The 26,758-nt window shown below is 47.4% G+C and carries 20 protein-coding genes; 3 read left to right on the top strand and 17 right to left on the bottom strand.

All coding sequences use genetic code 11. The features are described from left to right. Positions 1–307 precede the first annotated feature (307 nt). The 12 genes from AN963_RS08920 to AN963_RS08870 all read right to left on the bottom strand — a co-directional run bounded on the left by AN963_RS08920 (position 308) and on the right by AN963_RS08870 (position 14,642). A complete protein-coding gene (locus AN963_RS08920; protein ID WP_055744132.1) occupies positions 308–1,651 on the bottom strand; it encodes a sensor histidine kinase in 1,344 nt (447 codons plus the stop codon). Positions 1,652–1,654: 3 nt separating this feature from the next. Next, the gene (locus AN963_RS08915) at positions 1,655–2,350 is read right to left on the bottom strand and encodes a response regulator transcription factor (RefSeq protein ID WP_055744131.1); all 696 of its coding nucleotides are present in this window, start codon (positions 2,348–2,350) and stop codon (positions 1,655–1,657) included. 126 nt (positions 2,351–2,476) lie between these two features. After that, positions 2,477–2,644: a prolipoprotein diacylglyceryl transferase family protein gene (locus AN963_RS32505; RefSeq protein ID WP_407922541.1), complete on the bottom strand. Its 168-nt coding sequence runs from the start codon at positions 2,642–2,644 to the stop codon at positions 2,477–2,479. A gap of 369 nt (positions 2,645–3,013) precedes the next feature. Next, positions 3,014–3,409, bottom strand: coding sequence for a tyrosine-type recombinase/integrase (locus tag AN963_RS32500; protein WP_161827260.1), 396 nt, complete (start codon positions 3,407–3,409; stop codon positions 3,014–3,016). Positions 3,410–3,739: 330 nt separating this feature from the next. Continuing rightward, the gene (locus AN963_RS08905) at positions 3,740–5,140 is read right to left on the bottom strand and encodes a M20/M25/M40 family metallo-hydrolase (protein ID WP_055744129.1); all 1,401 of its coding nucleotides are present in this window, start codon (positions 5,138–5,140) and stop codon (positions 3,740–3,742) included. 24 nt (positions 5,141–5,164) lie between these two features. After that, positions 5,165–7,192 carry a S9 family peptidase gene (locus AN963_RS08900; RefSeq protein ID WP_055744128.1) on the bottom strand — a complete coding sequence of 676 codons (2,028 nt, stop codon included), beginning with the start codon at positions 7,190–7,192 and terminating at the stop codon, positions 5,165–5,167. Between the two features lie 5 nt (positions 7,193–7,197). Then, a complete protein-coding gene (locus tag AN963_RS08895; protein WP_055744127.1) occupies positions 7,198–8,991 on the bottom strand; it encodes a S9 family peptidase in 1,794 nt (597 codons plus the stop codon). Between the two features lie 107 nt (positions 8,992–9,098). Continuing rightward, positions 9,099–10,733 (bottom strand): peptide ABC transporter substrate-binding protein, encoded by a 1,635-nt coding sequence (locus AN963_RS08890; protein ID WP_055744126.1) that lies wholly within the window; start codon positions 10,731–10,733, stop codon positions 9,099–9,101. A 33-nt stretch (positions 10,734–10,766) separates the two neighbouring features. Continuing rightward, positions 10,767–11,714 (bottom strand): ABC transporter ATP-binding protein, encoded by a 948-nt coding sequence (locus tag AN963_RS08885; protein ID WP_055744125.1) that lies wholly within the window; start codon positions 11,712–11,714, stop codon positions 10,767–10,769. Continuing rightward, positions 11,711–12,733: an ABC transporter ATP-binding protein gene (locus AN963_RS08880; protein WP_055744124.1), complete on the bottom strand. Its 1,023-nt coding sequence runs from the start codon at positions 12,731–12,733 to the stop codon at positions 11,711–11,713. The genes AN963_RS08885 and AN963_RS08880 overlap by 4 nt, the downstream gene beginning before the upstream one ends. Before the next feature lie 28 nt (positions 12,734–12,761). Continuing rightward, positions 12,762–13,706 (bottom strand): ABC transporter permease, encoded by a 945-nt coding sequence (locus AN963_RS08875; RefSeq protein ID WP_055744123.1) that lies wholly within the window; start codon positions 13,704–13,706, stop codon positions 12,762–12,764. Between the two features lie 3 nt (positions 13,707–13,709). Then, positions 13,710–14,642 (bottom strand): ABC transporter permease, encoded by a 933-nt coding sequence (locus tag AN963_RS08870; RefSeq protein WP_055744122.1) that lies wholly within the window; start codon positions 14,640–14,642, stop codon positions 13,710–13,712. Positions 14,643–15,030: 388 nt separating this feature from the next. Between AN963_RS08870 and AN963_RS08865 the strand changes: the two genes are divergently transcribed. Then, complete coding sequence (locus AN963_RS08865; protein ID WP_055744514.1) at positions 15,031–16,344, top strand: helix-turn-helix domain-containing protein; 1,314 nt, start codon at positions 15,031–15,033, stop codon at positions 16,342–16,344. Positions 16,345–17,661: 1,317 nt separating this feature from the next. On the opposite strand, the gene AN963_RS08855 is transcribed toward AN963_RS08865, so the two are convergent. The 3 genes from AN963_RS08855 to AN963_RS08845 all read right to left on the bottom strand — a co-directional run bounded on the left by AN963_RS08855 (position 17,662) and on the right by AN963_RS08845 (position 21,483). Further along, on the bottom strand, positions 17,662–18,903 hold the full coding sequence (locus AN963_RS08855; protein WP_236707902.1) for an MFS transporter: 1,242 nt from the start codon (positions 18,901–18,903) through the stop codon (positions 17,662–17,664). A gap of 10 nt (positions 18,904–18,913) precedes the next feature. Next, entirely contained in the window at positions 18,914–20,491 is a 1,578-nt protein-coding gene (locus AN963_RS08850; RefSeq protein WP_152985619.1) for an N-acyl-D-amino-acid deacylase family protein, read from the bottom strand. A gap of 425 nt (positions 20,492–20,916) precedes the next feature. Then, positions 20,917–21,483 (bottom strand): DUF1273 domain-containing protein, encoded by a 567-nt coding sequence (locus AN963_RS08845; protein WP_055744118.1) that lies wholly within the window; start codon positions 21,481–21,483, stop codon positions 20,917–20,919. Positions 21,484–21,903: 420 nt separating this feature from the next. Here AN963_RS08845 and AN963_RS31340 point away from each other — a divergent pair, with 420 nt between their 5' ends. After that, positions 21,904–22,068: a hypothetical protein gene (locus AN963_RS31340; protein WP_162531861.1), complete on the top strand. Its 165-nt coding sequence runs from the start codon at positions 21,904–21,906 to the stop codon at positions 22,066–22,068. Positions 22,069–22,239: 171 nt separating this feature from the next. Here the strand turns inward: AN963_RS31340 and AN963_RS08835 are convergent, their stop codons facing one another. Further along, positions 22,240–23,298 carry a 2,3-butanediol dehydrogenase gene (locus tag AN963_RS08835; RefSeq protein WP_055744116.1) on the bottom strand — a complete coding sequence of 353 codons (1,059 nt, stop codon included), beginning with the start codon at positions 23,296–23,298 and terminating at the stop codon, positions 22,240–22,242. Positions 23,299–23,322: 24 nt separating this feature from the next. Further along, positions 23,323–23,832 carry a 2,4'-dihydroxyacetophenone dioxygenase family protein gene (locus AN963_RS08830; protein WP_201783722.1) on the bottom strand — a complete coding sequence of 170 codons (510 nt, stop codon included), beginning with the start codon at positions 23,830–23,832 and terminating at the stop codon, positions 23,323–23,325. Between the two features lie 180 nt (positions 23,833–24,012). On the opposite strand from AN963_RS08830, the gene AN963_RS08825 reads away from it, so the two are divergent. Next, a complete protein-coding gene (locus AN963_RS08825) occupies positions 24,013–26,706 on the top strand; it encodes a tetratricopeptide repeat protein (RefSeq protein ID WP_055744115.1) in 2,694 nt (897 codons plus the stop codon). The last annotated feature ends 52 nt before the right edge of the window (positions 26,707–26,758 follow it).

Below are 26,758 nucleotides of genomic sequence, written 5' to 3'. Positions count from 1 at the left end.
GGGATAACACCATAATAATAGTAAGTGGCTCCGTAATCGTTATATGAATAATGAGCGTAATTAAACAAATACGGTGTCAACAAAAGGAGCGGTAAAGGATTTATCCATGCCCGTGTCGACTGTCATGGTACAGTATGTGAAAAAGACTGAAACAATCTATTCCTGACGCAAAATGGTACGTTCATGATTGAAATACATGACTTGCTGCATATCTTCATCATTTCTTGTCCCTCGGATGAATTCACCGCATCCATCATTTTCGTGATACCGTTCATCGTGGGTGGCTGGTCCTTATCTCCTGACCTACTTAATTTTGTGAGCTACTCTCAGTCACAGGGAACCTTAATGTTACCGTTGTTCCCTTACCTACTTCACTTTCGATAGTTATATTACCTTGATGTGCCTCAACAATTCCCTTCACAATGGTCAAACCGAGACCCGTTCCGCCTTTTTCCCTGTTACGAGAACGATCTCCTCGATAAAATCGTTCAAATACAAATGGCAAATCATCCGATGATATACCGGTTCCACTATCTATTACCTTAACCTCAATGATTTCCCCTTTTTTTTCAACAGAAACAATGACCTTACCACCTTTTTTGCTATGCTTCAAAGAATTTGTAATCAAATTTGAAACTACTTGAGCTATTCTTTGTTTATCGCCTGTAATCCACCCCGCAGTTTTCAGTTGACTCGTTATATGTATCCCCTGAAGCTGAAATGCTGCTGTCATTGAACCCACAATGTTTTCAACAACCTGGCTCAGATTTATTACTTCTTGAGAGATATTCAATGCCCCGGCTTCCGCTTGAATCACTTGGTCCAAATCGTTTACGATCCTGATGAGTCGCAGCACTTCGGAACGAGTAGCCTCTAGATGCTCTGGGGACGCTTCCCAAATCCCATCCAGCATGCCTTCCGTTTGTGCAAGTAATGTATTTAATGGCGTTCGCAACTCGTGGGCGATATCAGAAGTGAGTCGTTTCCTCAGTTCCTCTTGTCTTTGGAGGTTTTCAACTAGATTATTAAACGATTGGACCAAACCGGACAGCTCGTCTTTACCTTGAGGAAGGGCTACCCGTACAGACAGATCCCCTTTTGAAACAGTTTGGGCAGCGTCACTAATATTAACGATTGGCTTGGCTATACGTTTAGCGATGAATATGCTAGCGATACATACCAGTAGAAGCAATGCAATCATCGTCCACTGCATTGCATTTGTATGAGCAATCTGAAAGTGTTCCTCCAAGGACATTGCATTAGAGTTGTCATACTGGATGTCGATGTACCCTACCGTAATTCCCTGTTCCCTTATAGGGATCATGTCTTCTTTACTCGTAAAAGCTGAACTAACCGTTTTCCCAAACGTTCGTATGAGTTTTCTCTCATTATCAAACAGAGCAATTTGCAATCCGAGTACTCGTGAAGCTGATTCCAGTTTCAACTGAGTTCGATCGTTCCATCCTTGTCCCCGTTGATACTCACTCTGAAGGATGTCGAGGAGATCTTGCTGGTGCTGTTGATTTACATCACTCACATAAAGTGAAAAATGATAATTCATCTCTTTGATGGAGAGAATCGTAGATATAAGAATGCCACTGGCGCTAACAGCCATTAAGGCAAGCGCCAGTCTCATCCATATGCTCTTCATCTGTTATCCCCCATTCTTGGCGGGATTGTCAAAGCGGTAACCCAATCCGTACACTGTTTTAATGTACTTTGGTTCTTTTGGATCGTCTTCAAGTTTTTGACGCAAGTTTTTAATGTGCGTGTCAATCGTTCGGTCACTTCCAATGAAGTCCATTCCAAGTACTTCCTCCACCAATTCATCACGAGACCATGTTCGGCCAGGGTGACGTACCAAGGTGGTAAGCAAGCGAAACTCATTGGGTGTCATTTCTACAGCTTGCCCCTTCTTTGTAACGTTTTTCTCACGTAATGATATCATCAAGTCACCCATTCCGATAAGGTCGCTCAATACCTGATACTCCCCTATTCTCCTCAATATGGCCCTAACCCTCGCTACTAACTCACGAGGACTAAACGGTTTTACAATATAATCATCTGCCCCAATCTCTAACCCGGTGATTCTGTCGGCCTCCCCACTTTTGGCCGTCAACATCAAGATCGGCACTCTTGAAGCTTTACGAATTTCCCTGCATACATTTTCACCGGTCATGTCTGGCAACATTAGATCGAGGATGATAAGACTAATTGGATAGGTGGCCGCACATTCCAGTGCTTGCCTACCGTCTTCTGCCGTGATAACGTGGTACCCTTCCTTTCTCAAATAAGAAGACAGAATTTCAAGGATTTGCGGCTCATCATCAACAATAAGAATGGTGGACACTTGTAGCACCTCTCAGTCGTTCGAATGAAACGATACTCTTGTTCTTATGCATTTATCTCGGACGTTTTACTGACACGATCGCGTTTTACCAGGTAAGCTAAAATTGTGTGCATAATAACTATTACCTCAATACTGGTCCGATTGAGCTGTAGACCAATTGAATAGATATCGAGGTGTATCACCGCGTAAAAATTCTAAGGTAAATCTCCTAAATGCATATGAGCATTGGTAAGTAATAAAGAGTATACCCTTAGGCACGCGCTTGTTCTTCAATACTAATAATAAACCAAAAATCAGAAATTCCCATTGACCTTACCAAATTTCTGCAGTCCACAATGGCTGGGAACCATACCGTTCGTATGCAATCGTTCCTTCAGGGTAGACGATGCCGAAACCGTTGCCAGTTGGTGATTCGAAAGCATCACCATTCAAGAAGCAAGCAATCCGTCCAATCCCTTGTCCAAAAAAAACCTCTTCTCTATAAGTGGTATCTCGATAGAGAGGAGGTTTATCATTTTTCGTTTCAGTTCATGAAATAGCATTTTCATAAACTGAAATTTAATTTGATTTAAATTTTGTAACATTTAATTTGTTAATAGGATTAAAACTTTTATTTTTTCTGAGCTTCTTGATCATCTTGAACAATTCCTTTTTCGATAAGTGTTATGCTAGTTTGGGATAGGATTCTAACAGTTTTATCAATACATCTTCCGTTATTGACGAAAACATTACTTCCTTCGCTATGCTACTCCCTTCTTCTAGCGAATTCATTACATTATTGTTTTTAACCATAATATCGTTATGTAAGCTACTGTCCAGTTCTTCCTCAATCTTCGTTAATTCTTGTCGTAACTGATTAATCTTCCTCTGATCTCTCCGTAAGTAATAATGAATGTTTTCTTGATTCCTGTGACCTAAAAGGTATTTAATTGCATCTAGACTGATATTCCTCCGTTCGTCTAAAATTGCTGCGATGCTGGTCCGAAATCCATGAGGAGTCACCTTCTCTTCCCCGCTCCAGCCAAGTCCTTTGCATATTCTGTCGGTAATTCTGTTCAATTGTTTGTTATGTAACAAGCTTAATATTTGAAGGGATAACTTTGCAGCTCAGATCTATTTCAACATTTTTAGCCTTAGCGTCTTAATAAATAAGATCAAAAAAGGATTTCCCATCGAAAGATATTGAAGCTGACTGTTCAAAAAACAGTAACTTTTCTTCGCCGTGATCATCATCGTAAAGTAAATTAGTGATGCAGGCAGTCTGCAGCTTCATTCCTAATAGCTTCATATAATTGAATATTGGATGGTCCCTAACTGCTGCTAAAAACAATCAAATAGGAAAAGGAGACCCTGCATCTGACAAGGCCTCCATTTTGGGATCGGAATTCCCTACGCTTCAATTTCTTTTTCCTGCGCCGACAGCGCGTTGGCAAAACCGGAGAGCATGACCACCATGTGAGCGATGCCATCTTCAAAATCCTTCAGACGAATGGATTCATTCGGAGCGTGCACTTTGCAACCTACCCAGCCCACACCTGTGCTGACTACAGGCAGTTTGAGCTCTTCCCCGAAGATGAACATCGGTCCAGTTCCTGCCGCGTTTGGAGCGAGAACCGGTTCCTTATCATAGATATCGCGAGCTGAATCTAGCACATGAGCGACAAAAGGATGATGGAAATCGGAGCGATACGCTTTTTGACCGTTAATCATGGTAACCGAAATATCTGTAAAGCCATGCTTGGCCAAATGATTCTCGATGCACTTCAAGATGTGCTGCGGATCTTGACCTGGTACCAAACGGCAATCCACCTTGGCTTTTGCATTCTTCGGCAAGACTGTCTTGGCGCCTTCTCCCGTATAGCCGCTGTCCAACCCGCATATCGTCATGGTCGGGTGGAACACCATCGCTTCCCGTGGATCTACACCTTTTGCCTCTGTAATCAAAGGACGCTTCAAACCGTACAACTGGGCAGTTGCCTCTTCGCTGAAGGGCAATTCGGAAACGACTTTCTTTTCATCCTCTGTCGGTTCCTCAATTCCGTCAAAGAAGCCTTCTACCAAAATCTCATTTTGTTGATTTTTCATGGATGCCAGGGCCTGAACCAAGCGCCATGCAGCGTTATCTACATACGCTCCTACCGAAGAGTGCATATCGATGTCTGCGCCAACGCAAGTAAGCTCCAGATAGGCCATTCCTTTAATTCCGGCAACCATGCTGATATGCTCTGCCTCATCCTTGCCGCCGAATTCCCAAATGCATGCATCCGCTGCGAACAGCTCTTTGTATTTTCGAAGGTAAGGCTCCAAGTTCGGGCTTCCGATTTCTTCTTCCCCTTCAATTAGGAATTTAATGTTGCAAGGCAGCCCGCCCTTTTTCTGTTGGAGAATCTGAATCGCAGTCAAACGGGCGACGAGGTCCCCTTTATTGTCTGCAGCACCGCGGGCATAGAGCTTTCCATCGATCACGGTTGGATCGAACGGCTCTGTATTCCACTCGTTGAAAGGCTCCGGCGGCTGGACATCGTAATGGTTGTAATAGAGCAAGGTCTTACTAGCGTCCCCTTCAGTGCCTGCTGCAAAACACGCATAAATGACAGGATTTCCGCCAAGGTCATCGAGTACTTGTGTCTCACCGCCAACCTCATGAATCATATGCGCTACATAATCAACCGTTTCCGGAATCGCCTTATGTTGTGCGGACACTGTAGGAAAACTCAAATATTTCTTCAGCTTTTCGATTGCTTCCGGCAGACTTTCCTGCACATAGCTTACGACTTGTACTTTGTTCATGATTGCTCTCCTCCTATTGGCCGTTTATTCAGATGCCACTTTCACCTGCGAGTCCATGTACGCTGCAAACCAATCCGCTGTGTACTGCAATCTCAATACACGCTGCTCAGGATCTCCGCTGCGGGACAGTTCATGGCTGGCGCCCGGGAAGCGAACGAACGACACTGGGCCTTTTTCTTGATGCTTTAAGGTAATATAGAGCTGCTCTGCCTGTTCGATCGGGCAACGATGATCCTGTTCGCCGTGCATGATCAAAAGAGGCGTCTCGATATTGGCTACGAGACGAATTGGGGAGTGCTGCCACATTTTTTCCGGATTGGTGAAGGGATTCGCCTGAATCTCCTCTGCACTGAAGTAGTAGCCGATATCGCTTACTCCGTAAAAGCTCACCCAGTTGCATATACTACGATCTGTCACCGCCGCTTTGAATTTGTTGGTCTGTCCAACGATCCAGTTCGTCATGAAGCCGCCGTAGCTGCCGCCGGCAACTCCCAGACGATTTTCGTCCACGAAATCAAAATGACGGCACGCGTATTCAACTGCACTCATCAGATCGCCGTAATCTTTGCCACCGTAATCCCCGCAGCACGCCTGAACAAAACGTTCACCATAACCGAAGCTTCCCCGTGGGTTGGTATAGAGGACGGCATAGCCTTGATTTGCTAGTATATGGAACTCATGGAAAAACGTATTTCCGTACATAGAGTGTGGGCCACCGTGAATTTGCAGAACCATCGGATACTTTTTACCGGGCTGATAGCCAACCGGCTTGAGCATCCAGCCATGCACTTTCCAGCCATCTTGCGCTTCGAATTCAATTTCTTCGGGGATGGACAGCTCCAAACCCGAAAACAGCTCGTGATTGACCGCAGTCAAGCGTGATTCTTCCCCACTGGTAAGGTGCACCTGATACATGTCTCCAGGGATAAATGGATCGCTGATCACTGCCACCAACGTTTGCTCTTTTTCGTGGAGGGAAAAGCCGTAAATATTGCGATCGCCGCCCACTACGCTGGTCACATGACCACTCAAGGACACGCGATAGATCCCGGAATTTCCTCTTTCGCTTGCGATCACGTACATCGCATTTCCATCCTCGCTCCAGATAGGACCAGGATTCGGGTGTCCGGGGGAGCGTACGTCGCCAATGGTAGAATCGGCTACTTGAGCGTCCCAATCAGACGTAATGCAAGACTTTTCACCACGTTCCAAATCGTACACCCAAACTCTCTTTTGCGTCGCGTTCAAGTGCGTATCTGATTCACTTCCGATAAAGGCGAGTTTTTTGCCGTCAGCTGACCAGGTGGGATAGAAAAAGATTCCTCTGCTGTTCGTCAGCTTCTTCCATTCTCCACCTGCAAACGGAATGAGGTACACATCAATACTGTGCTGAAAGTCGGGATTCTCTGTACGGCTCGCCGTAATCGCCAGCCATTTTCCATCTGGGGACCAAGAGCCAATCGTATGATTGTAGGCTCCTTCTGTTATCTGGGTGATTTCCCCTGTCTCCACATGAACAACAGCAAGATGTCTGTTTTTCTCGTAAATAAAGCCGTTGTCGTCGGATTTGTACTTCATGCGCTCAACTGTAATCGCTTTTGGGGTTTCTTTATTTCCAGTCGTCTCTTCGCCCTCTTGATCTGCAAACGTATCACCAGCATCCAACTGGGAAGAAAAAACGATGTGTTTTCCATCTGGGGCCCAGGTGGGATTACTCACACCTGTTTTGCAATGAGTGAGCTGACGTGCCTCTCCTCCCTTGGCATCGATCAGCCAAATTTGCGCTTTGCCCGAACGATTGGAAACGAAAGAGATCTGCGAACCATCCGGGGACCAACGTGGGTATGTGTCACGAACAGAGCCGTCTGTCAGTGCGCTTGCCTGCTCATCTTCGAAACGACGCAAGAAGAGGTGATTGCGATACTTACGGTCATCATCAATCATCGTTTCTATGTAAACCACCGTTTTTCCGTCCGGTGAAATCTGTGGATCGCTCACATACCGAATTTGATACAAATCTTCTGCCGTCATACCCCGTCTTGTATTGGTCATGCCAATCACTCCTTCTCACTTTTGGAATGGTTTAGATGATATAAAAAGAATTGGGTAATTTTCTGATTTAACGTAATGTGGTTATCCAGCTTTTCCGTAAAATGGCCTTCATCCTCAAAGATGTGCAAATCCACCTGCTGGCCTCTATACTTCATGTCTGCCACAAGCTGTTCCGCTTCACTGACTGGTACGCGGGTATCATTTCGTCCGTGAAAGACAAGAAGCGGCGCCTTGATTTTGTCGGAATGATTCAACGGTGCAATATCTTCGAAGAAGTCATTGTCTTCGCCCAAATACCCGTATTCCACCTCGCGCAGCTTCCTTCTCCATTCCCCGGTGTTCTCAAGGAATGTACGGAAATGGGAGATCCCCACGATATCAACGCCCGCTGCCCACAGGTCCGGATAATGTGTGAGAGCGGCCAATACCATGAAGCCCCCATAGCTGCGCCCCATAATGCCGATTGCTTCGGGATCAACCGTCTCCTTCTTGGACAAATCCTTGACCAGCCACGCCAGATCGGCGACAGAATCCATCCGTTTTCGGCGATCATCCAGCTGCACGTACTGGCGACCGTAACCCATGCTGCCGCGAACGTTAGGCGCTACAACGGTAAAGCCTTGATTCGCCAAGTATTGAAACACGGGATGATACTCTGCGCGTATTTGACTTTCGGGACCTCCGTGTACATAGACTACCACAGGGTTTTTTCCTGTTTTTTCTTTGGCATAGAGGAAATATGGTACTTCCAGACCATCAAATGATGTAAACGTGCACATTTCCGGGTCTACCAGCGTTTCTTCGATTGCTTCAGCTCGACCAATACTGGTCACTCGGGTGCTGGATTTTTCACTTAGCGTGTATGTCCAAACATCTCCTGGCAATATAGGGCTCTTCAGCGTGAAAGCGAGCTGGTCTTCAGTAAGCCACGACACTGACTGTATGACCCCGCTCGGTACTCCCTCCGCATTTTCCCAACGGTGGTCTGCCAAAGAATAGAGGGCAAGGGTGGAACGGCCACCTTCATTGATAGTGAAAGCGAGCCACGACTCATCAGGCGATAATTTTACTTCCTCGATGTCCCACTTCTCGACATGCGCAAATTTCTCCATCGCCCCATCCGAAAGAGAGAATCTGCAGAGCGCCATCGTATTGTCGTCGCGATCCGTCACCACAAACCCAACTTGACCATCTTTCGTCAGTTGCAACGAATGAAATCGCGCCTGCTTTTCGCAAATCAACAGCTTTTCTGCTTGTTTCGTTCGCAAATCCAACAGATAGAGGGCATTGTCGATGTTTGTTTCTTGAACGCTAAAAATCAGTCCGGTCCCATTTGGCAGCCACCCGATCGGATCGCATCGTCCGTCGTAGCGATAGACCTCTTCATAGACGCCGCTCTCTACGTCCTGAACAAAAATATCAAAGCAGCGCGGGTGGCGGCGGTTGCTGGACCAGGCAATCTTTTCCCCGCAAGAAGACCATCCGCCAAAGTAGTGAAAATATTCGGGCGCATCTGTCAGCGGCTTGACGACAGCCCCGTTGTCCTTTAACAAGAAAAACTGCTGGCGTTCGTCGCCTTTGTTGTCCATACCGACGAGCGTCTTGGTTCCGCATGGCGAGTGCTCTACCTCTACGACCCTGTCGGGCAAAAATGTCACTTGCTCCGAGGTCTGCCATTGTTCATTCCACCGCCATAATTGGGCAATGCCTGTTTGCTTGCTTAAAAAGGTAATCTCTCTTTTTTGCGGTACCACCTTCATCTGATAGGCTGATTTTACTTGCAGATAGTCCATGATCATGAGAAATCATCCTTCCTTTGGGTGTATTGCGTATGTATGTGAGAAACCTTAGCTGACATCAGACCCGTAGTGGGTAAAAAGAAAAAGAGGAGAAGCTCCTCTTTTCTCTATTTTTTCGTTGCCCAGCGAGCGCTTGGGAACGCATTGACTGGATAAGTCAGACCTTCGAGACCTGGTTTTACCAGATAGTTTTGTTGATAATGATAGATTGGAATGAACGGCATGTCATCCATCAAAATTTCTTCCGCTTTATGCAGCATTTCAAAACGCTTATTCGGATCTTGCTCAACTTTTGCCGCCATATTCAATGCGTCATACTCTTTGTTCACCCAACCTGTACGGTTATTCGGGCTGTCACCCAAATAGTAATCGAGGTTAAACGCCGGGTCACTTATTTGACCTACCCAACCCATGCGGCCCATTTGGTAGTTCTTTTGTTTTGTGGTATCGAGGTACACTTTCCATTCTTGGTTGGTCATTTTCACTTCTACGCCCAGGTTTTTCTTCAGCATTTCTTGGAGAGCTTGGGCAATTTTCTTGTGGCCTTCATCGGTATTGTACATGAGGGTCACTTCAGGCAGCGTAGACCAGCCTGCTTCTTGCATGCCCTCTGCCAACAGCTTCTTCGCTTCAGCAGCATCTTCCTTGAAATAGTCGCCGCCTTCTTCGCGGAAGTCTTTTCCGGTTGGCGTTACGGCTCCACGCGGTACCATGGAGTATGCAGGTGTTTCTCCACCTTGGCTAACCATCTCAGTCAGCGCTTTGCGATCGATAGCCATCGCGAATGCGCGGCGAACCTTTTTGTTGGTAAAAGGCTCTTTTGTTACGTTGAACATGTACATGTAAGTTCCGTAGTAAGGTACGGATTTGAAGTCTGGACTTGATTTTTCTTGACCAAGGATGTCAGAAGGCATCTCTTTGTTGAAGTCAAGCTCACCGCTTTTGTACATTTGATAGGAGGTTGTGGCATCGTTCACCATCTTCCAGGTGATCTTCTCCATTTTCACATCGTTTTTGTTCCAGTAGTTTTCGTTCTTTTCAATCGCGAGCTCAGAGTCATGCTTCCAGGAAACGAGCTTGTACGCACCATTGGAAATGTACGTGTCAGCGTTTGCTGCCCATTTCGGATTGGCTTCCGCTTGTTTTTTGTTGATCGGATGCCAGTAACGGGTAGCCAGCATTTTGTCGAAGTAGGAGGTAGGTGCTACCAGCTCGATTTCAAGCGTTTTCGCATCCACTGCCTTGATTCCTACGTCTTCAGCTTTTCCGTTCCCTTTATTGTATGCCTCTGCCCCCTTGATATAGTAGAGAAGATACGCGGTCGTGGAAGCAGTGGCTGGATCGATATGCTTCATGAAGGTATAGGCGAAATCTTCAGCCGTGACTGGCTCGCCATTGTTCCACTTGGCATCGTCACGCAGGATAAATATGTACTTCAGCTTGTCATCGGACAGCTTCACTTCTTTTGCCGTTCCCAAAACCGGATTGCCGTCTTTATCCTTGGTGTACAAACCTTCACCCAAGTGATCCATGATCCAGAAAGAAGTGGTATCCGTTGAGGTGAGTGGATTCAAGTCAGGTGGCTCCGACTTGGCGTTGAATACGACTTCTTGTTTTACAGCTCCACCTGGAGTGCTTGTAGCGGATCCTCCGTTAGATGCTGTTCCTCCACCGCCGCCGCAAGCAGCAAGCGCCGGTACCATGAGCGATAGAGAAAGAGCAAAGGCAGCAAATTTCTTCACAATGTTTCCCCCTATATTAAGATATAAATCGAACTACTGATAGAGATGGCACGCGACCCAATGATTCGGTGCGGCTTCAATCCAATCGGGCACTTGTAATGAGCATTGCTCCATGGCCTTAGGACAGCGTGTCCGGAATACACAGCCGCTTGGTGCATTGGCTGGGCTCGGCAAATCACCTTGTAAAATGATGCGCTCCCTCTTGATCGTAGGATCAGGTATCGGGATCGAAGACAGCAATGCTTGCGTATAAGGATGAAGCGGTTTCGCATAAAGCTCGTAGCTTTCAGCCATTTCCACCATTTTCCCCAGGTACATGACACCGATCTTCGTAGATATATGTTTGACCATCGACAAGTCGTGGGCGATGAATAAATAAGTCAGACCTTTGTCCTGCTGCAAATCCTCGAGCAGGTTGACGACCTGCGCCTGGATTGACACATCGAGAGCGGAAATCGGCTCGTCGGCAATGATAAACTCTGGTTCTACCGCGAGAGCTCGCGCGATTCCGATCCGCTGTCGTTGACCTCCGCTGAATTCATGGGGGAAACGACTGGCATGCTGCTTGGAGAGGCCGACGAGCTCCAGCAGTTCTTTCACTCGATCCGCTCTAGCACCGCGCGATAAGCCGTGAATATCCAAGCCCTCCGCGATAATATCCATGACGGTCATGCGTGGATTGAGACTCGCTTGAGGGTCCTGAAAGATCATTTGCACGACGCGATGGAACTGCGCTGCATCTTTTCCCTTCAGCTGATGCGCATTTTTCCCTTTGAACAGAACCTCGCCATCCGTATGTTCATACAGGCGAATCATCGTTCTGCCCAACGTGGATTTTCCGCAGCCGCTCTCTCCTACAAGACCTAGAGTCTCCCCCTGATTAATGGCAAACGTAACACCGTCAACTGCCTTTACTTGTATCCCGTTGCCGATATCAAAATGCTTCTTCAGATTCTTTACCTCAACCAAAGCGTCGCTCATCTTATCTGCCTCCCTGCTGCTACCAGTTCCTCCAGCTTCGGTGCCCGTGAATCATGCAGCCAGCAAGCTGCTTGGTGACTGTTCCCGAAATCGGAAGCGTCAGGCATTTGCTGTTCGCAAATTTCCATCGCAAACTGGCAACGCGGAGCAAACGGGCAGCCTTTTGGCGGATGAAACAAATCTGGAGGTGTACCCTCAATGGGCACTAAACGTTCTTTTTCCACCCCGTCAATCCGCGGCAGAGAACGCATCAATCCCCATGTGTATGGATGCTTGGGATTGGCGAAAATGTCATCAACCTTGCCTGTTTCGACCACAATTCCAGCATACATGACTACAGCCCGGTGAGCGATTTCTGCCACGACGCCTAGATCATGAGTGATCATCACGATGGAAAGCTGCTGTTTTTCCTGCAGCTCTCGTAATAAATCCAGGATTTGCGCCTGAATAGTTACATCAAGTGCAGTCGTCGGCTCATCTGCGATCACCAGCTTGGGGTTATTCGCTAGCGCAATGGCAATAACTACACGTTGGCGCATCCCGCCGGAAAATTCATGCGGATATTGCTCCACCCGTTTCTCCGGATCAGGAATACCGACCAGACGCAGCATTTCCATCGCCTTTTTGCGAGCTTCTTCCTTGGAAACGTTATGTGTACGCACAAATCCTTCGACGATTTGCGAACCTACCTTCATGGTCGGATTCAGCGCGGTCATCGGGTCTTGAAAGATCATCCCGATTTCGGATCCCCTTAGCGAAAGCAGTTCTTTCTTGGTCATGCCGGTGATTTTTTTGCCGTCGAAGCGAATTTGTCCGTCTACAATACGGCCTGGCGGATTCGGGATTAATCCCATGATGGCCTGCGCGGTCACGCTTTTCCCGCAGCCGCTCTCTCCAACCACGGCCAGCGTCTCTCCACGATCGACATGAAATGTGACGCCCCGTACTGCTTGTACTTCTCCCCCGTACGTTTTGAAATGTACCCGGAGGTTTTCTACTTGTAGCAAATGCTCTGTCATACCTGATTCCTCCTATCCTTGGGCGCGTTTATTCACGTATACGTGGGTCCAATGCATCCTGCAAGCCATCGCCGAAAACGTTAAAAGCGAACATGGTAAGGGAGATCATTAAGGCCGGAAAGAAGAGTCTCCACCAGTCGCCCGTCAAAATAACTCCCAGCGCATCGTTTGTCATCGTGCCCCAACTCGCAATGGGAGCTTGTACGCCTAATCCCAAAAAGCTCAGAAAGGATTCTGCAAAAATCGCCGACGGAATGGTAAACGTCAGGTTGACAATGATGACCCCGATTGTGTTCGGAATCAGGTGGCGCAGCAAAATGCGCGGGAATTTGGCCCCGAGTACCTGAGCAGCCATAATGAACTCTTGGTTTTTCAGTTGCAGAATCTGACCGCGCACGAGCCTAGCCATCCCGGTCCAACCGGTCGCTGACAAGGCGATGATGATCGTCAAAATTCCAGGCTCCATGACAACCATCAACATGATCACGACGAGCAAATACGGCAATCCGTACAGTACCTCGATCAATCGCATGATGATCGTATCGATCCGATCTCCTCGTTTTCCACGTCCCGCCATGTATCCGGCAATTCCCCCGACTGTCACACCAATGACCAGGTCGATTAAAGCTGCCGTCACGCCGATGACGAGAGAAATACGAGCGCCATACCAAGTACGGGAAAACATGTCGCGCCCCAGCTCGTCCGTACCGAACCAGTGCTCCCCGGAAATCTCCTGGTTGGCAATCAAGAGGCTTTGATCCGAATAGCTGTACGGCACCAGGTGCGGACCAATTAACGCCATGAGCACCATCAAAATGATGAGTGTGAACCCTACCATCGCAAGCTTGTTCCTGATTAGTTTCCGAGCTACTTGCTGAAAATGAGTCAGGCTCGGTCGCATCTGGGCGATCTGTCCATCTGTTTTTTGAGCTCTTGGTCGAAACAACTCATTTACCGATTGATCTACCGCCATTGGCTACCTCCCCTTGCTCGACAGTTTGATTCGCGGATCGATGAACATATAAGCCAGGTCAATCAAGAAAATAATGAGCACCAATATGGCACTGTAAAAAACGGTTGTTCCCAAAATGACGGGATAGTCGCGATTGAAAATGCCATCTACGAAATATTTACCGATTCCAGGAACCGCGAAAATCTTTTCAACGACAAACGTTCCGGTCAATAGCCCTGCAACCAGCGGGCCTAAAAAGGTGACCACCGGCAGAATGGCATTTCGGATTCCGTGCTTGATCACAATCAGAAAAGTCGGAATTCCTTTTGCCTCCGCTGTCCTTATGTAGTTCTGATTCATGACTTCAATCATGCTTGTCCGCATATACCGCGTGATGATAGCCAATGGTCCGAAAGCCAACGCGAGCGATGGCAGAACGGAATGCTTCCAGCTGGCGAGTGTCGCAACCGGAAACAACGGCCATTTGATCGCCAAAAAGTTAATCAGCATCGGAGCCATGATGAAGCTGGGAACCGCAATCCCGAGGACTGCCATCACCATCGCAACATAATCAATCCATGTATTTCGGTTTAAAGCCGCAATTGTTCCGAAAATAAGACCAAAAAAAAGCGCGACCACGATAGCTTGCATCCCGATCAATGACGATGCTCCAAAGCCATCTTTAATCATGTCGTTGACCCCGCGCGTTTCTGATTTAATGGAAGGTCCCAAATCCAGCATTGCCAAACTTTTCAGATAAGATAAATATTGCATCGGCAACGGTTCATCCAGATGGTACTTGGCGCGCAAATTCAGCAAGATTTGCTCGGGCAGCTGATCTGACTCCGACGCAAATGGATCGCCAGGGATCATATGCATCAGGGAAAAGGTCAACGTTACAATTATCCACAAGGTGAGTACCATCATCAGAATTCTTTTTAGCAAAAAACGCGCCATTCTCTTATTAGCCCCCTATCCAGACTTACAAAAAGAGTAAATAAATCTCTCTGCCCCCCTTTAACGGAAATTAACCTAAAACATTCCTTAATTCAACAATATAGTCCCGTCAGTATTTAATGTCAATTCAGACTTTTTATTTTTCTCGAAATTTATGAAGGATTTCCACGAATCTTGTCAAAATGTTAAGTACAATTAATACGGAATTTTTCTCTAAAACATCCCTTAAAAACAATTTCCTTACTTCATGATGGCTCTACTTTCTATTTGGAGGTATTTTTTATTTGCATAAGAAATCAAAACATACTATGATGCCGAAAAGAGGATCGATCCTCTCTGTAACGAATAGCATAACCCGTACTTTATCGTTTAATTGGAGGACATGATGATCATACGAGTCGGCTTAGTTGGCCCGAAAGATTCTGTGGAGTTAATGAAAGGCGTGGGAAGAGAGTTCTCAGATCGTATCGTCCTTATTCCGTTTACGTATCAACGTGCAGAGGAAGCAGCAACGATCGTGTCGGAAAATGACAAAGAGGTCGACATCTGGTTTTTCTCGGGGATTGGCCCTTACTCCATGGCGAAACAGCATTTACAGAAGCAAAAGGCCTTCTTTCCGCAAATCAACGCCAGTGTCCTCACAAAAGTACTCCTAGAATTGGTCTATCGCGATGGTCTTACGCTCGATCGTGTCAGTTTTGATACGGTGTCAGAGGTATATTTCCGCGAAACACTGGAAGAGCTGGGACTTAAGTGCGAGCAACCGTTTTTAAACCCGTATCAGGAATTCCCGTTCACCCATCAGTGGGTGGCCTATCATACTTCACTCATTCGGGAAGGAAAAGTAGATGCCTGCGTCACCGGGATGCTATCCGTTGCCGAAGAACTGAAACGGCAGGGGATCAAAGTGTATCGGATGGGCTTTACCCGTCTTACTTTTCGCGAAATTTACAAGCAAATCTTACAGGAGGGCGAGACTCTTCACTTCAAGCGCTCTCAAATTGCCGTACAGCTGATTGATGTGGCGGACGTGGATAGGATAATCCACGAACCTGCAAACGCTTACGATTTACGCAGACTTGACCTCAAGCTTCAGGAAATTGTGCTGGATTATACCGAATCGATTTCAGGTAGCTTCGTCGCTTTGGGAAACTACAAGTTCATTATTTTTTCCACACGTGGTTCGTTCGAAGACTACCCTGCTTTTCACCCCACCAATATTTTGGAAAAAATCATGCTTCTCACCAATTCTACAGCGAATATGGGAATCGGTTTCGGTATCACAGCACTGTCAGCTGAACGAAATGCGCAATTGGCCCTTGTTCATGCCAAAAAACACGTAAACTCCGCCATTCTCGTTGATCATGACGGCTCCATCGAAGGCCCCCTGCGTCAAACCAAGAGTATCAGCTACGAGTATTGGACAGAAGACAAGGAGATCAGTGATGGCCTGAAAAAGGCTGGCGTAAGCATAACAACTTTAAACAAGATCATATCGGTCCAGAAGGCACTCGGTCAAAATTACATCAGTGCTTCCGAAATGGCCGAATGGATGGGGATGACGCCTCGCAATGCCAGGAGGATATTAAGCGATTTAGCGGAGCACAGGATCATCGAACAGATTGGCGAGGAAACTCCTACCAATCGAGGCCGACCGCGAAAAATATATCGCGTTCTCCCCTCCTCTTCGACCACTACCTAAAGCATGTACGAGTTCCCTTTACGAAAATGAAAAAAGCGTAAGCATGTGTATAAGAGAACACTCCCTTTCGACCACTGCTTACGCTTTTTTCGTCTATTTTCTATCGTCCAATCATTATACCGATTCATGTGAGACTTTGCCTGCTGTACGGATGGCCTGGAACGAACACTGGCAACAACGACACCTGCAACGATTAACAACGAACCGCCAGCCTGAATTGCGTCACCTGAGAGCCAAGCAGCAAAAACCCGAACAGCATCGGAAAAAAGGCTGCAAATTGAGAAAAATCTCCGCTTTGCCCGTTCCCACGATTTTCAACTGCTCATTCCAAACGATCCTGCAAACCCCTTCAAATGCGCTTCGACATTAGATAACCCCTGCTCTCGTGCAGCTTTTCTGATACGACCAACGCTGGTTGCCACATAGGTTATGGAATCCGAAGTAAGAATTCTGGATAAATCAAGAATATTGTACCAAAAATGGACCGAGACGCCATAAAATAACTCATAATCGGCATTATGTGAAGTTATCTTCGGTTCGAAAAATTGGTCCGAATTAGCCCCTGCTTCAAAAGGCTGCACTAAGAAAGTAACTTTAACGTCATATTCCCGTTTCCTAGTATGCTATTGAATCGCTGCCATTTCGTTCATACTTTCAAATTCATAATAATTTACCAACAAGCACACACGGCGCACTTGAAACCAATATTCCGATAAAGACATGAATTAAACCCATAATCCAATTAAGAATTACGGGTTACGAACGAAACCAAATGTCCTAACAAATTGAGTATGGCTTAACCAGCCGTAGGTTCATAGGAAACACATCTGCAAATTTCGTGTCTATTATCAGTTTGTACAATTTTGCAAATAATATACATCGTAGTTCTATATACCATTTTCGTAACGAATTTCGAGCATTTGCTCAACAGGTTTGATTACAACTGTCCGTGCATCGCATCAATTTTCACCGGCCCTTGCAGCTGTGAGCTTCTACTTGCTCTTTTCACCATTTAATTCGGTGATAGTTTTTCTAAATCGATAGTACAAACGGGAGCGACTATCCAAGAATAAAAACCAGCTTTTCATAGCTGGCTTCTTTGTGTAGAAATAGTCATTGTATAATTCTTGCTGCTGTTCCTCTGCAACGGTCTGCCCTCCACCTTGCAAAGCAAGGCTAAGGGCAAAGACCATATCAAAACGGATAACGTTGATGTTAAAAAAATCAGGTGACAGAAAAAGAAACCCCAAAATGCATGGGGTTTCTCGACAGTCTGAGAACAACAAATGTTGTCCTCTGCTCTTTTCTCAACTCTTTTTAAGCTTCTTCCACCCCAGTGACTTTCATCTGCAGCGATCTTTGAGCATTGCCCAGTGTCATGCAGGCAATAATGGAAATCACAGCGGAAAGGATCAGGAACCAGAAGGCAGCGTCATACGAGCCGTTGAATGCGCTGATGAGAAAACCCATCACCATGGGAGAAACAAAACCGGCCACTTGACCACCGAAATTAATCATGCCCGTGGCGGATCCCATCACTTGAGTGGGAAGGACTTTAAGGGGAAGTGCCCAAATCCCTGCGAATCCGGCATACAGGAAAAAGGCGGACAGGATCTGGTAGATGACAGCCGTTTGAAGCGCCTGCGTGGTAAACATGAGGTAAAGGAAGAGCGCCCCCAGTATTTCAACCATGATTACAAAGTTCTTTTCACGGCCGACAAAGTACCTGTCCACAAGCCAGCCGCCGAGAATCATCGCCACTCCCCCGGCGAAGAAAGGCAGAGAGGCGACAAACCCTGCCTGCAGCAAATCGAGATGGCGGACTTTCAAAAGGTAGGACGGCAGCCACGACGCAAAGCCCCACAGCACGACATCCAATCCGAACCAGGCAACCACCAGTTTCCACATGGTAGGTGTCTGCAGCAAATCTTTCATCGACATGCTTCTGCCGGAATTTTTCTTCTGCGCCTCTTCCTTGTGAGCTGGTTTGCGCAGAAATACCGCGTACACCGCAACCAGAACGAATCCGATCAGCGCAATGACAACAAACATCATTCGCCACCCCAGCCACAGCATCATGGGTGCGGCAACCAAAGGAGCCAAAGCGGCACCGAACGCATTTGACGACAACATGGCAGACTGCGCTTTTGCCCTTTCCGCTTTTGGAAAGTACTCTGCGATCGCCTTCGAACTGGCCGCGGGAAACCCGCTTTCACCGATCCCAAACAGAAAGCGAATCACCAACAAGGAGGCGAGCGACCAAGCCACTCCTGTTAGAGCAGTGAACAACGACCACATCACCAGCGCCACGATCATGACTCTTTTAGAGCCGTACTTGTCCGTAAGCCAGCCTCCCGGAATCTGCATCAAGGCGTAGCCGGCAAAGAAACTGCTGAGCACAATACCCAACGAGCTTGCCTCCAACTGCAAATCTGTTCCGATCGACGTCAAGGCGACACTGATCACCATCCGGTCGAGATAGGAAATATTCCAGCCGATGAAAAGCAGCAAAAGGATAAAGTAGTTGTTTCGCGCCAAAACGGTAATACGGCTCATCATATCCCCCCGTTTACTCGCCTTTTTTGATAAATCGTCCGTTCTTCACCAAACGGAATTCACCGTTTCGGACAACCGGAGACCCATTCACAAAAACGTGGTGGAAGCCAATCGCTACCTCTGAGGGCAAGTCATATGTCGCGACGTCCGCAACCATTTTCGGATCGAAGACGACAAGGTCGGCAAACGCTCCTTCACGAATCATCCCGCGATCCTTCAAACCTAGTTTTTTCGCCGGAAAAGAGGTCATCTTCCGTACGGCGTCTTCAAGGGATAGCACTTTCTCCTCCCGCGTATAGTGACCGAGTACCCTAGCGAAAGTGCCAAAGTAGCGAGGGTGCGTTTTTCCTGGGTCAGGAATCCCGTCTGATCCGATCATGGTTTCAGGCTGCTTCATGATAAAGCGAACGTCATCTTCGCTCATCATAAATACTACCATCGTGGCGATCCCTTCCTCCTCGATCAACGTATCGCATAAGGCGGACACAGGATCCAGCCCACGCACACGTGCGATCTCCTCAATGCTTTTGCCTTCTAATTCTTTATGGTATTTGGCCGAGGCGACAAACACCTGATCCCAACCGGTACTTTTCGCGAAATTCTCCCAGCCGGGTATCCCGTGTTCCATATCGTGCTGAATCTTCCGCCTGTTCTCGGGATCGCGAAGCCGCACCAGCATCTCCTGCACGCCTCCCTCGTGGCACCAAGGGGGCAGAACAGCGGAGAGCAGCGTACTTCCCGCCGTGTACGGATACAGATCCATGTCAACGTCAATGCCGTCTGCTCTGGCCTGCCTGATCATCGGTACGGTAATTTTCGGCTTGCCCCAATTCTTCTTGCCAGCCGCCTTATGATGAGAGATTTGCACCGGAATATCGGCGTTCCGCCCGATCGTGATGGATTCCTCCACCGCTTCTACGACCAGGTCAGACTCGTTGCGCATGTGAGTCGCATATATGCCGCCCCGATCCCGGACCACACGACAGAGCTCAACCAGTTCTTCCGTGGAACAGAACACACCGGGCGGATAAATCAAGCCGCTGGAGAGTCCGAATGCTCCCTGTTCCATGGTATCGGCGAGGAGATTCTTCATCGTTTCCATTTCTTCCGCTGTCGGAGGGCGCTTGTCAAAACCCATCGCGGCAATGCGGACGGCTCCATGTCCCACCAATGGGACCAGGTTGGTGACCATCCCCATCGAGGTGGAGACCTGCCCGTATTCGGAGAGCGAATGCCAGCTCCAATCAATATCGCCAAAGAGACTGCTCACATACTGCTTCAGCAAATGGGCGTTTTTGGGGTTGACGGGATACGCGCTCATGCCGCAGTTGCCAATTACTTCCGTTGTCACTCCCTGCATCAATTTTCCTTTCGACAATTCCGGAACAAACGGCGCATTGTCAGAATGCGTATGAATGTCGATAAAACCGGGTGCGACCGCAAGTTCCCGCACATCGATCTCTTCATCGGCGGAAAACCCGGACACGTTTCCGATTCGCTCGATACGATCTCCGCTGATGGCGATATCTGCGGCATACCAGGAATTACCGGTCCCGTCATAGACGCGACAATTGCGCAAAATTCTGTTCATTTCATACACCCCGCTCTCTTTAGATTGGACACTGCACGGCAAATCATCTCGCCCAGGAAATCGCGAACCTTTCGATGCTGCGTCAGAATTTCTTCCCTCTCATGGCATTGTCAAAGCTGAAACAATTTCTTCGTCGGTACATTGGAAAAGGTGCAGGTCTCATGGGCAACGGTACCAATGACAATTCCCCATTTGTCAATCATCCATTTGTGAAGTTTAAACTTCGAAATCATTAAAACTCGGAAGCCTTTGCTCCTTTGGTGATATTATATGGTCAAAAAGGTATCATTTCAATACGGAATATTAATAAATTTCTGACTTTATCTTAGGTCCATATCTTCATTAGAGAGCATATTTGATAAATCATACAAATGATTTAAAGTTGAAAAACGAGAAAAACCAGCTTTCATAGCTGGTTTCTTTGTTTAGAAATTGTCATTGTATAATTCTTGTTGCTGTTCCTCTGCGATGCTCTGTAAGTCATATGCGTTAATTCGAAATAACTGATAATCGCCAATATCCGCTTTTTTTGCGGCGAGCTTACTTAAAAATTTCGGGGAGCCTTCGTTTTCTTCATCGTAAACTAACAAGATACTGTCTGAGTTGGATAGCAAGAATTTATCTTTCTCTGCAAGCTGCCAAACTCCCTGGTAAGGTGTTTGATAGACACTATTGATATAGTCGGCTTGCATCACAATATTTCGGTAGTAATCCTGAGTCTCTTCTTTCCACTTTTCCTCTTGATTCAAAAACGGAGTAATTATCGCCAGTTTTAGATGTGGATACTCCTTTTTTAATTCCAGAACAGTTTCGGCTGCCCACATTTCTACCCCGAGTTGACCTGATATGATGACCCATTCCAATTCTTCCTCAAGGAATCTTACGAGTTCCCGCTTCAGTGCTTTCTTAATAATTGCTAACCCCGGATTTTTTTCATTAAATATGCCAAGCTCGTAAGCCTTGTATCCTGAAACAAATAAACGTTTTAACATGATGCCACCTCTAAGTTTAAAAGGAGCTCTAGCAGAAAATAGCTTTCTTTTCACTCGCTGTCTCTGTATTAGTGTTACATCTCATATTTTTCTTATATTATCACAAATTAGAATGACTCAGGATAAATCGGGTTTTAAAATGAATAAATTTTGTAGATAAGGGATATATAAACAACTATTTTGATATGTCGCAAAATAAAATGAGACTCGTTGTGCTAAGTTTACAACGTTTTAAAGCGTCTCTTTATCCTGATTTTTTTATATCGGGATTAAGAGACGCTTTGTTATTGTTTAAACCATTAATTTTTCATCGAAGAAAACCAAGATCGATCTAAAATGAAGTATTTATTCACCCTCAAAAAATTTAATGAGATACCTTTCTGGCTGCGCTATAAACTCTGAAAAACTGCACAAGTCCGCATGCCGGAAGATCAGCATTGGTGGACGGGTGAGCTGGAGGATGCGGACGGAAGGGATGACGGCTCCGGTTTTCTCTTCGGTTATCTGGTACAGACACCCGAGGAATATGTGGATTGGGCAGAGACTTACTTTGATCAGCCGCTTGCTCTCGACGCGGTGCGCTAGGTATTTGACGGCGCTGTCATCACCGGATTGTTGGTGGCGGAGCTGAACCTTCATCGCAATGCTCAGGATGCCTTGGCAGAGCTGGCTAGTCTGGGTGTGCGGACGGAGCTTCAATAAATAATAAGGCGAACGCCGAATATTCCAGCGTTCACCCATGAACCCTTGTTTCGATTATTTTGCAGAAGGAGATACGAGAATCTTGATATGCCCCTTGTTTCTTGCCAGTTCCTCAAACCCGCCTTCGGTGATATCGGAGAGCGGGATTTTCTTTGTAATGAGCTCGTCTACCTGAATCCGTCCTTCCGCGATCAATCGGATCACGGCAGGGAAGATATTTTTGCCATAACCAAAGGAACCCATGAGATGGCGCTCCCGCAGGACAATCGCATTGGGTGATACAGTGACTGGTTTTTCCCAGACGCTCACGATGACGGTTTGTCCACCAGTCCTTGAACTCTCGATCGCGCCCAGTAGTCCTGGCTCAACTCCCGTTACTTCGAAGCAAACATCTGCGCCGCCGTTCGTGAGCGCTCTGATTTTTTGCACGGCGTCCGTTTGTGTAGGATCGATGGCGTGAGATGCCCCCAGCTTTAGTGCCATCTGCCTTCTTTGCTCCGATACTTCGACTGCGATGATGGGGCTTGCTCCTGCGGCTTTGGCTGCTAAAATCGTCAACAGTCCGATCGGCCCTGTGCCAAATACGGCGCAGGAGTCCCCCGCTTTCAAGCTGCTTTCCCGCACGGCTTGGAGCGCTACAGAGGTAGGCTCGATCAGAGCTGCCTGCTCGTACGTGATGTGATCAGGCAACAGATGCACCATCTCTTCACTTACCACGGTCAGCTCGGAAAAGCCTCCGCCTCCGCCGTTCAAGCCGAAGCACCCAATCACTTCACAGTGGTTTTGCCGTCCTGATTTACATGCATGACAGCGTCCGCACGCCAACACAGGTTCAACCGCCACCCGGTCTCCCACCTTGACACTTGTAACTCCTTCACCGATCTCTACTACCTCGCCCGCGAATTCGTGACCGAGGATCAACGGCGCGCACTCTTTGGTCAGGGGATGCGGCTCCACCGACAAGAAAATCGGTCCAGCCATATATTCATGCAAATCCGTACCGCAAATTCCGCACCACGCCACACGAATCTTTACTTTCCCCGGTTGGACTTGCGGTTCTGGAACATCAACGACCCGCACGTCTCGCGCTCCATGCCAAAATGCTGCTTTCATCTGTCATTCCTCCGTTAGTCAAGCTTAGGTTTGCAGCTCCGTCGAACCGATCTTGTAATCGACGATCATCGTATGCTCAATCGCATTGTTCTCCCGAGCCATGTAGTAGTGGAGACGGGCATCTGCCATCACGACCAGGTCACCCTCGTCTGTATACCCGCCAATCGGTCCATGCGAGACAGCAAACATCAGACAGCCTTCTGGCGCAAAGGGCTTGTGGACATTACCAGACATTTCACACGTGTAGTAGCCTCTCATCCCCTTGTCATCCCCGTCTTCATAGAAGAAGCCGCCCTCCAGAATAATGGCTTGAATGTTGTGGACATGCCAATGAGGTGTGGCCTGCACACCTTCGTCAACCTGTAAAAGCATCGTGAAATGGCCAGAAACAAGGTCACAAAACAACAGCTTGAATCGGGTTCCAGGCATCAGCCAGTCGGTCCAGGGAATCCAATCCGGGTTGATAAACTCTCGATGATCTCCTTTTGGTGTATCGCCTGGGCTTTTCATCCAATACATCGGGTTAAATTTCATGTGCCTCTCCTCCTCATATAACGAAAAATTCAGGTTGCGTTATTTTTGTGTTAGTATAGAACCAACGTAGATGCATCGTATCAGCCGAACCTAACTGGTTTCTAACAAAAAGCAGGGAACTTCTAACAAAGCGCCAGTATTTTATTGAATTTTCCGTTAGATGATTGGAGGGGCGTGAATGTGAATATCATAGAATCCAAGCTGACGATTCCAGATTTTTCTCCGTATCTTGTCCGAGACAGGCTGTTCTCTCTTCTAGAAAAAAATCTGGAGCGCTCTTTGATATGTCTGACGGGTGACGGCGGATACGGTAAGACCACACTCGTATCCAGCTTTGTCAAAATAAAAGATATTCCCACGGTGTGGTATCAAGTAGGACACACGGATCGCTATCCGCATGTGTTTCTCTCCTACTTAAAAGCGGGTTTAAGCAAGGTGATGGGACTCGAACAGAAGGATACCTACGTCCACCCTGAGCTGGTCGAAGAGGAGCTGCAGCAGCTTCTCTCGCTGCTTTCCACCTGGCCGACGCGCCTGCTGATCGTCCTGGATGACTATCAATGGCTGGATCAGAGCGAGGAGATTCAGGAAATCATCACAAAGCTGCTGTTCCAATCCGCAAGAACGATCACCTACATCATCACGAGCCGAGTGCGGCCCGCTCTACCGCTCGTCAAACTAAAGCTGCAACAAAATCTCGCAGAGCTAAAAGCAAGTGACCTCGCCTTCAGCAACGAGGAAACAACCCTTTTCTTCAATAGTCTGCATCAGCTTCATTTGCAGGAGCACGAGATTCAATTTATCGTAAACCGGACAGAAGGCTGGATTGCCAGCATACAATTGATCCACGACTTGATCAAAGAGATGACTCACTCCGAGCGTTACCGCTTTTGGGCCCATTTCAAAGGGATACCCGATCTGTACGATTATCTGGGAAGTGAAGTGCTGGCGTCTCAACCAAAGGAGATTCAGAGTTTTCTCTATAAAACGAGCTTGCTGGCAGAGCTTCATGTGGACATCGTCAATCTCTTTCTGGATGAGGACCACACCAAAAGGATGCTGGATCATCTGCTCGACCATCATCTCTTTATCTATCGGACCGAGGAAGGCACCTACAAGTACCACCAGCTATTTCGGATGTTCCTGTACGAAAAGCTGATCAAGCAGTCAGATCGGCAAGAAATCGATGCCTACCATCTAAAGCTCGCTCACATCTATGAGGAAAAATACCAATTCTTCCATGCATTCGCCCATTACATTTCCGGTAAAGACTATTTACGCGGTGCAAATGTCATGCGGCAGATGCTCGATCGCTATCATCCCGACCAGTTTATGGTGCTGATCGACGGATGGCTGGAGACGATTGCGCCGGACCTTTCCCTCGACAATACCAGTCTGTTTTTGTTCCGCTGTCTTCCGGCTACAGTCCTGGACGAGATTGTTGAGCCTTTGGAGGCGAGGGTGACGGCCATCAAGCAGGTTCATCCCCTGACCATTGCCCATTTCCAGCATCGGTTAGCCAATATCCAGTTTTATCGCGGAGATTTGGTTCAATCGAAGAAATACTTTCTGGAGTCACTGGACGCTTGCTTGCCGACCAACAATTACGGGCTGATCGCGTTTAACCTGAGCATGCTGGGCCAGGTTTACCGATTCATGAACGATTTGGACAAAGCCATCCATTATATCAAGCAAAGCCTGTCTTATTCGGAGCAGCATCGCATCTCCTACTCCCAGATGCATTCACTCTGGAACCTGTCCGAAATCTATTTGACGAAAAATGATCTGAACATGGCCGAGCCGCTCATTCATCAGGCACTTGAAATCTCCAGACACTGTGACGAGGCTTCAAAGGTATTTCCGTACAGCTCGATGGTGAAGCTCCTGCGTTTGCGGGGTGAGTACGCACAAGCATTTGAGTGGGGAAAAGATGCCCTGAGTCACGCCAGCAGGTTTGATATTGAGCCGGATATCGGCTGGATTTACATGGAGCTGGGGCTTACCTATCTGGCGGCTGGACATGCTGAAGAAGCGCAGTTCCATCTGGGAAAAGCGGAAGAGAAGCTGACGCGCCAGCTCAATCTCTATCTGAAAAGTGAAGTGGAGAAGCTCCGCAGCAGAAATCAGCCATCTGTTGAAGTCGTGGAAAAGCAACCAAGAAAGTTGAAGCTCCGCACCTTGGGAACCTTTGAAATCGAATACGGTGGTGAGGCGATCAAGCTGCTTCGAAAAACAAGCTTGCGGCTGCTGCTGTTTTTTATTGCCCATCGGGATCGGAAGCTGGTCAAAGACCAAATCCTCGATCAGGTCTTTCCAGACGGCTCGTTCCAGTCCATCAACAGCCAGTTTTACGTCTCCCTCTCTTCTCTGAGAAAGGCGCTCGAACCCGGTCTGCAATCAGGTCGACAGTCCCGATACTTAATGCAGTCGGGCGAGCATTACACCTTTTGCTCACAAGAGATCGATCTCGATGCAGAGCAGTTTTTGCAAACGCTTTCTGACCAGCCGGGCATGCCGCAGTCGAATCGAATCGAGCGATTGCTGATGGCTGAACAGCTATACCAGGGGGACTTTTTTGAAGAGTATCCCTATGTTGACTACCTTGAAGCCGAGCGAGAAAAGATGCGCCTGCTCTATCTGAATAGCTTGTTGGAGCTTGCGCGCTATTATTGGGATGGCAAGGATTATACCAACGGAATGAAGTACTATGAGAAGGTCTTGGAGAAGGACCCTTATCTGGATCATGTGTACGAGGAGTTTATTGAGCGGCTGTTGCAAACACAACTGGTTTCTAGCGCGAGGAAGGTGTCCGAGCGGAGGCAGAGGTATATGGAGCAGGAGTTAGGGGTTTCAGTTCGGAAGCTATCTTTATAGCTTCCAAAGCAATAGGAAAAGCCTGTTTCATTTTTTTGAAAATGTTACGGGC

Source organism: Brevibacillus choshinensis (assembly GCF_001420695.1).
In the GTDB taxonomy this organism is placed as follows: Bacteria; Bacillota; Bacilli; order Brevibacillales; family Brevibacillaceae; genus Brevibacillus; species Brevibacillus choshinensis.
This window is presented reverse-complemented; position numbering and strand designations above follow the sequence as displayed.

Coding starts and splice junctions, on each gene's coding strand:
- AN963_RS08920 (WP_055744132.1), bottom strand. CDS start 1,651: ATGAAGAGCATATGGATGAGACTGGCGCTTGCCTTAATGGCTGTTAGC.
- AN963_RS08905 (WP_055744129.1), bottom strand. CDS start 5,140: ATGAACAAAGTACAAGTCGTAAGCTATGTGCAGGAAAGTCTGCCGGAA.
- AN963_RS08900 (WP_055744128.1), bottom strand. CDS start 7,192: ATGACCAATACAAGACGGGGTATGACGGCAGAAGATTTGTATCAAATT.
- AN963_RS08895 (WP_055744127.1), bottom strand. CDS start 8,991: ATGATCATGGACTATCTGCAAGTAAAATCAGCCTATCAGATGAAGGTG.
- AN963_RS08885 (WP_055744125.1), bottom strand. CDS start 11,714: ATGAGCGACGCTTTGGTTGAGGTAAAGAATCTGAAGAAGCATTTTGAT.
- AN963_RS08880 (WP_055744124.1), bottom strand. CDS start 12,733: ATGACAGAGCATTTGCTACAAGTAGAAAACCTCCGGGTACATTTCAAA.
- AN963_RS08875 (WP_055744123.1), bottom strand. CDS start 13,706: ATGGCGGTAGATCAATCGGTAAATGAGTTGTTTCGACCAAGAGCTCAA.
- AN963_RS08870 (WP_055744122.1), bottom strand. CDS start 14,642: ATGGCGCGTTTTTTGCTAAAAAGAATTCTGATGATGGTACTCACCTTG.
- AN963_RS08855 (WP_236707902.1), bottom strand. CDS start 18,903: ATGATGAGCCGTATTACCGTTTTGGCGCGAAACAACTACTTTATCCTT.
- AN963_RS08850 (WP_152985619.1), bottom strand. CDS start 20,491: ATGAACAGAATTTTGCGCAATTGTCGCGTCTATGACGGGACCGGTAAT.
- AN963_RS08845 (WP_055744118.1), bottom strand. CDS start 21,483: ATGTTAAAACGTTTATTTGTTTCAGGATACAAGGCTTACGAGCTTGGC.
- AN963_RS31340 (WP_162531861.1), top strand. CDS start 21,904: ATGCCGGAAGATCAGCATTGGTGGACGGGTGAGCTGGAGGATGCGGAC.
- AN963_RS08835 (WP_055744116.1), bottom strand. CDS start 23,298: ATGAAAGCAGCATTTTGGCATGGAGCGCGAGACGTGCGGGTCGTTGAT.
- AN963_RS08830 (WP_201783722.1), bottom strand. CDS start 23,832: ATGAAATTTAACCCGATGTATTGGATGAAAAGCCCAGGCGATACACCA.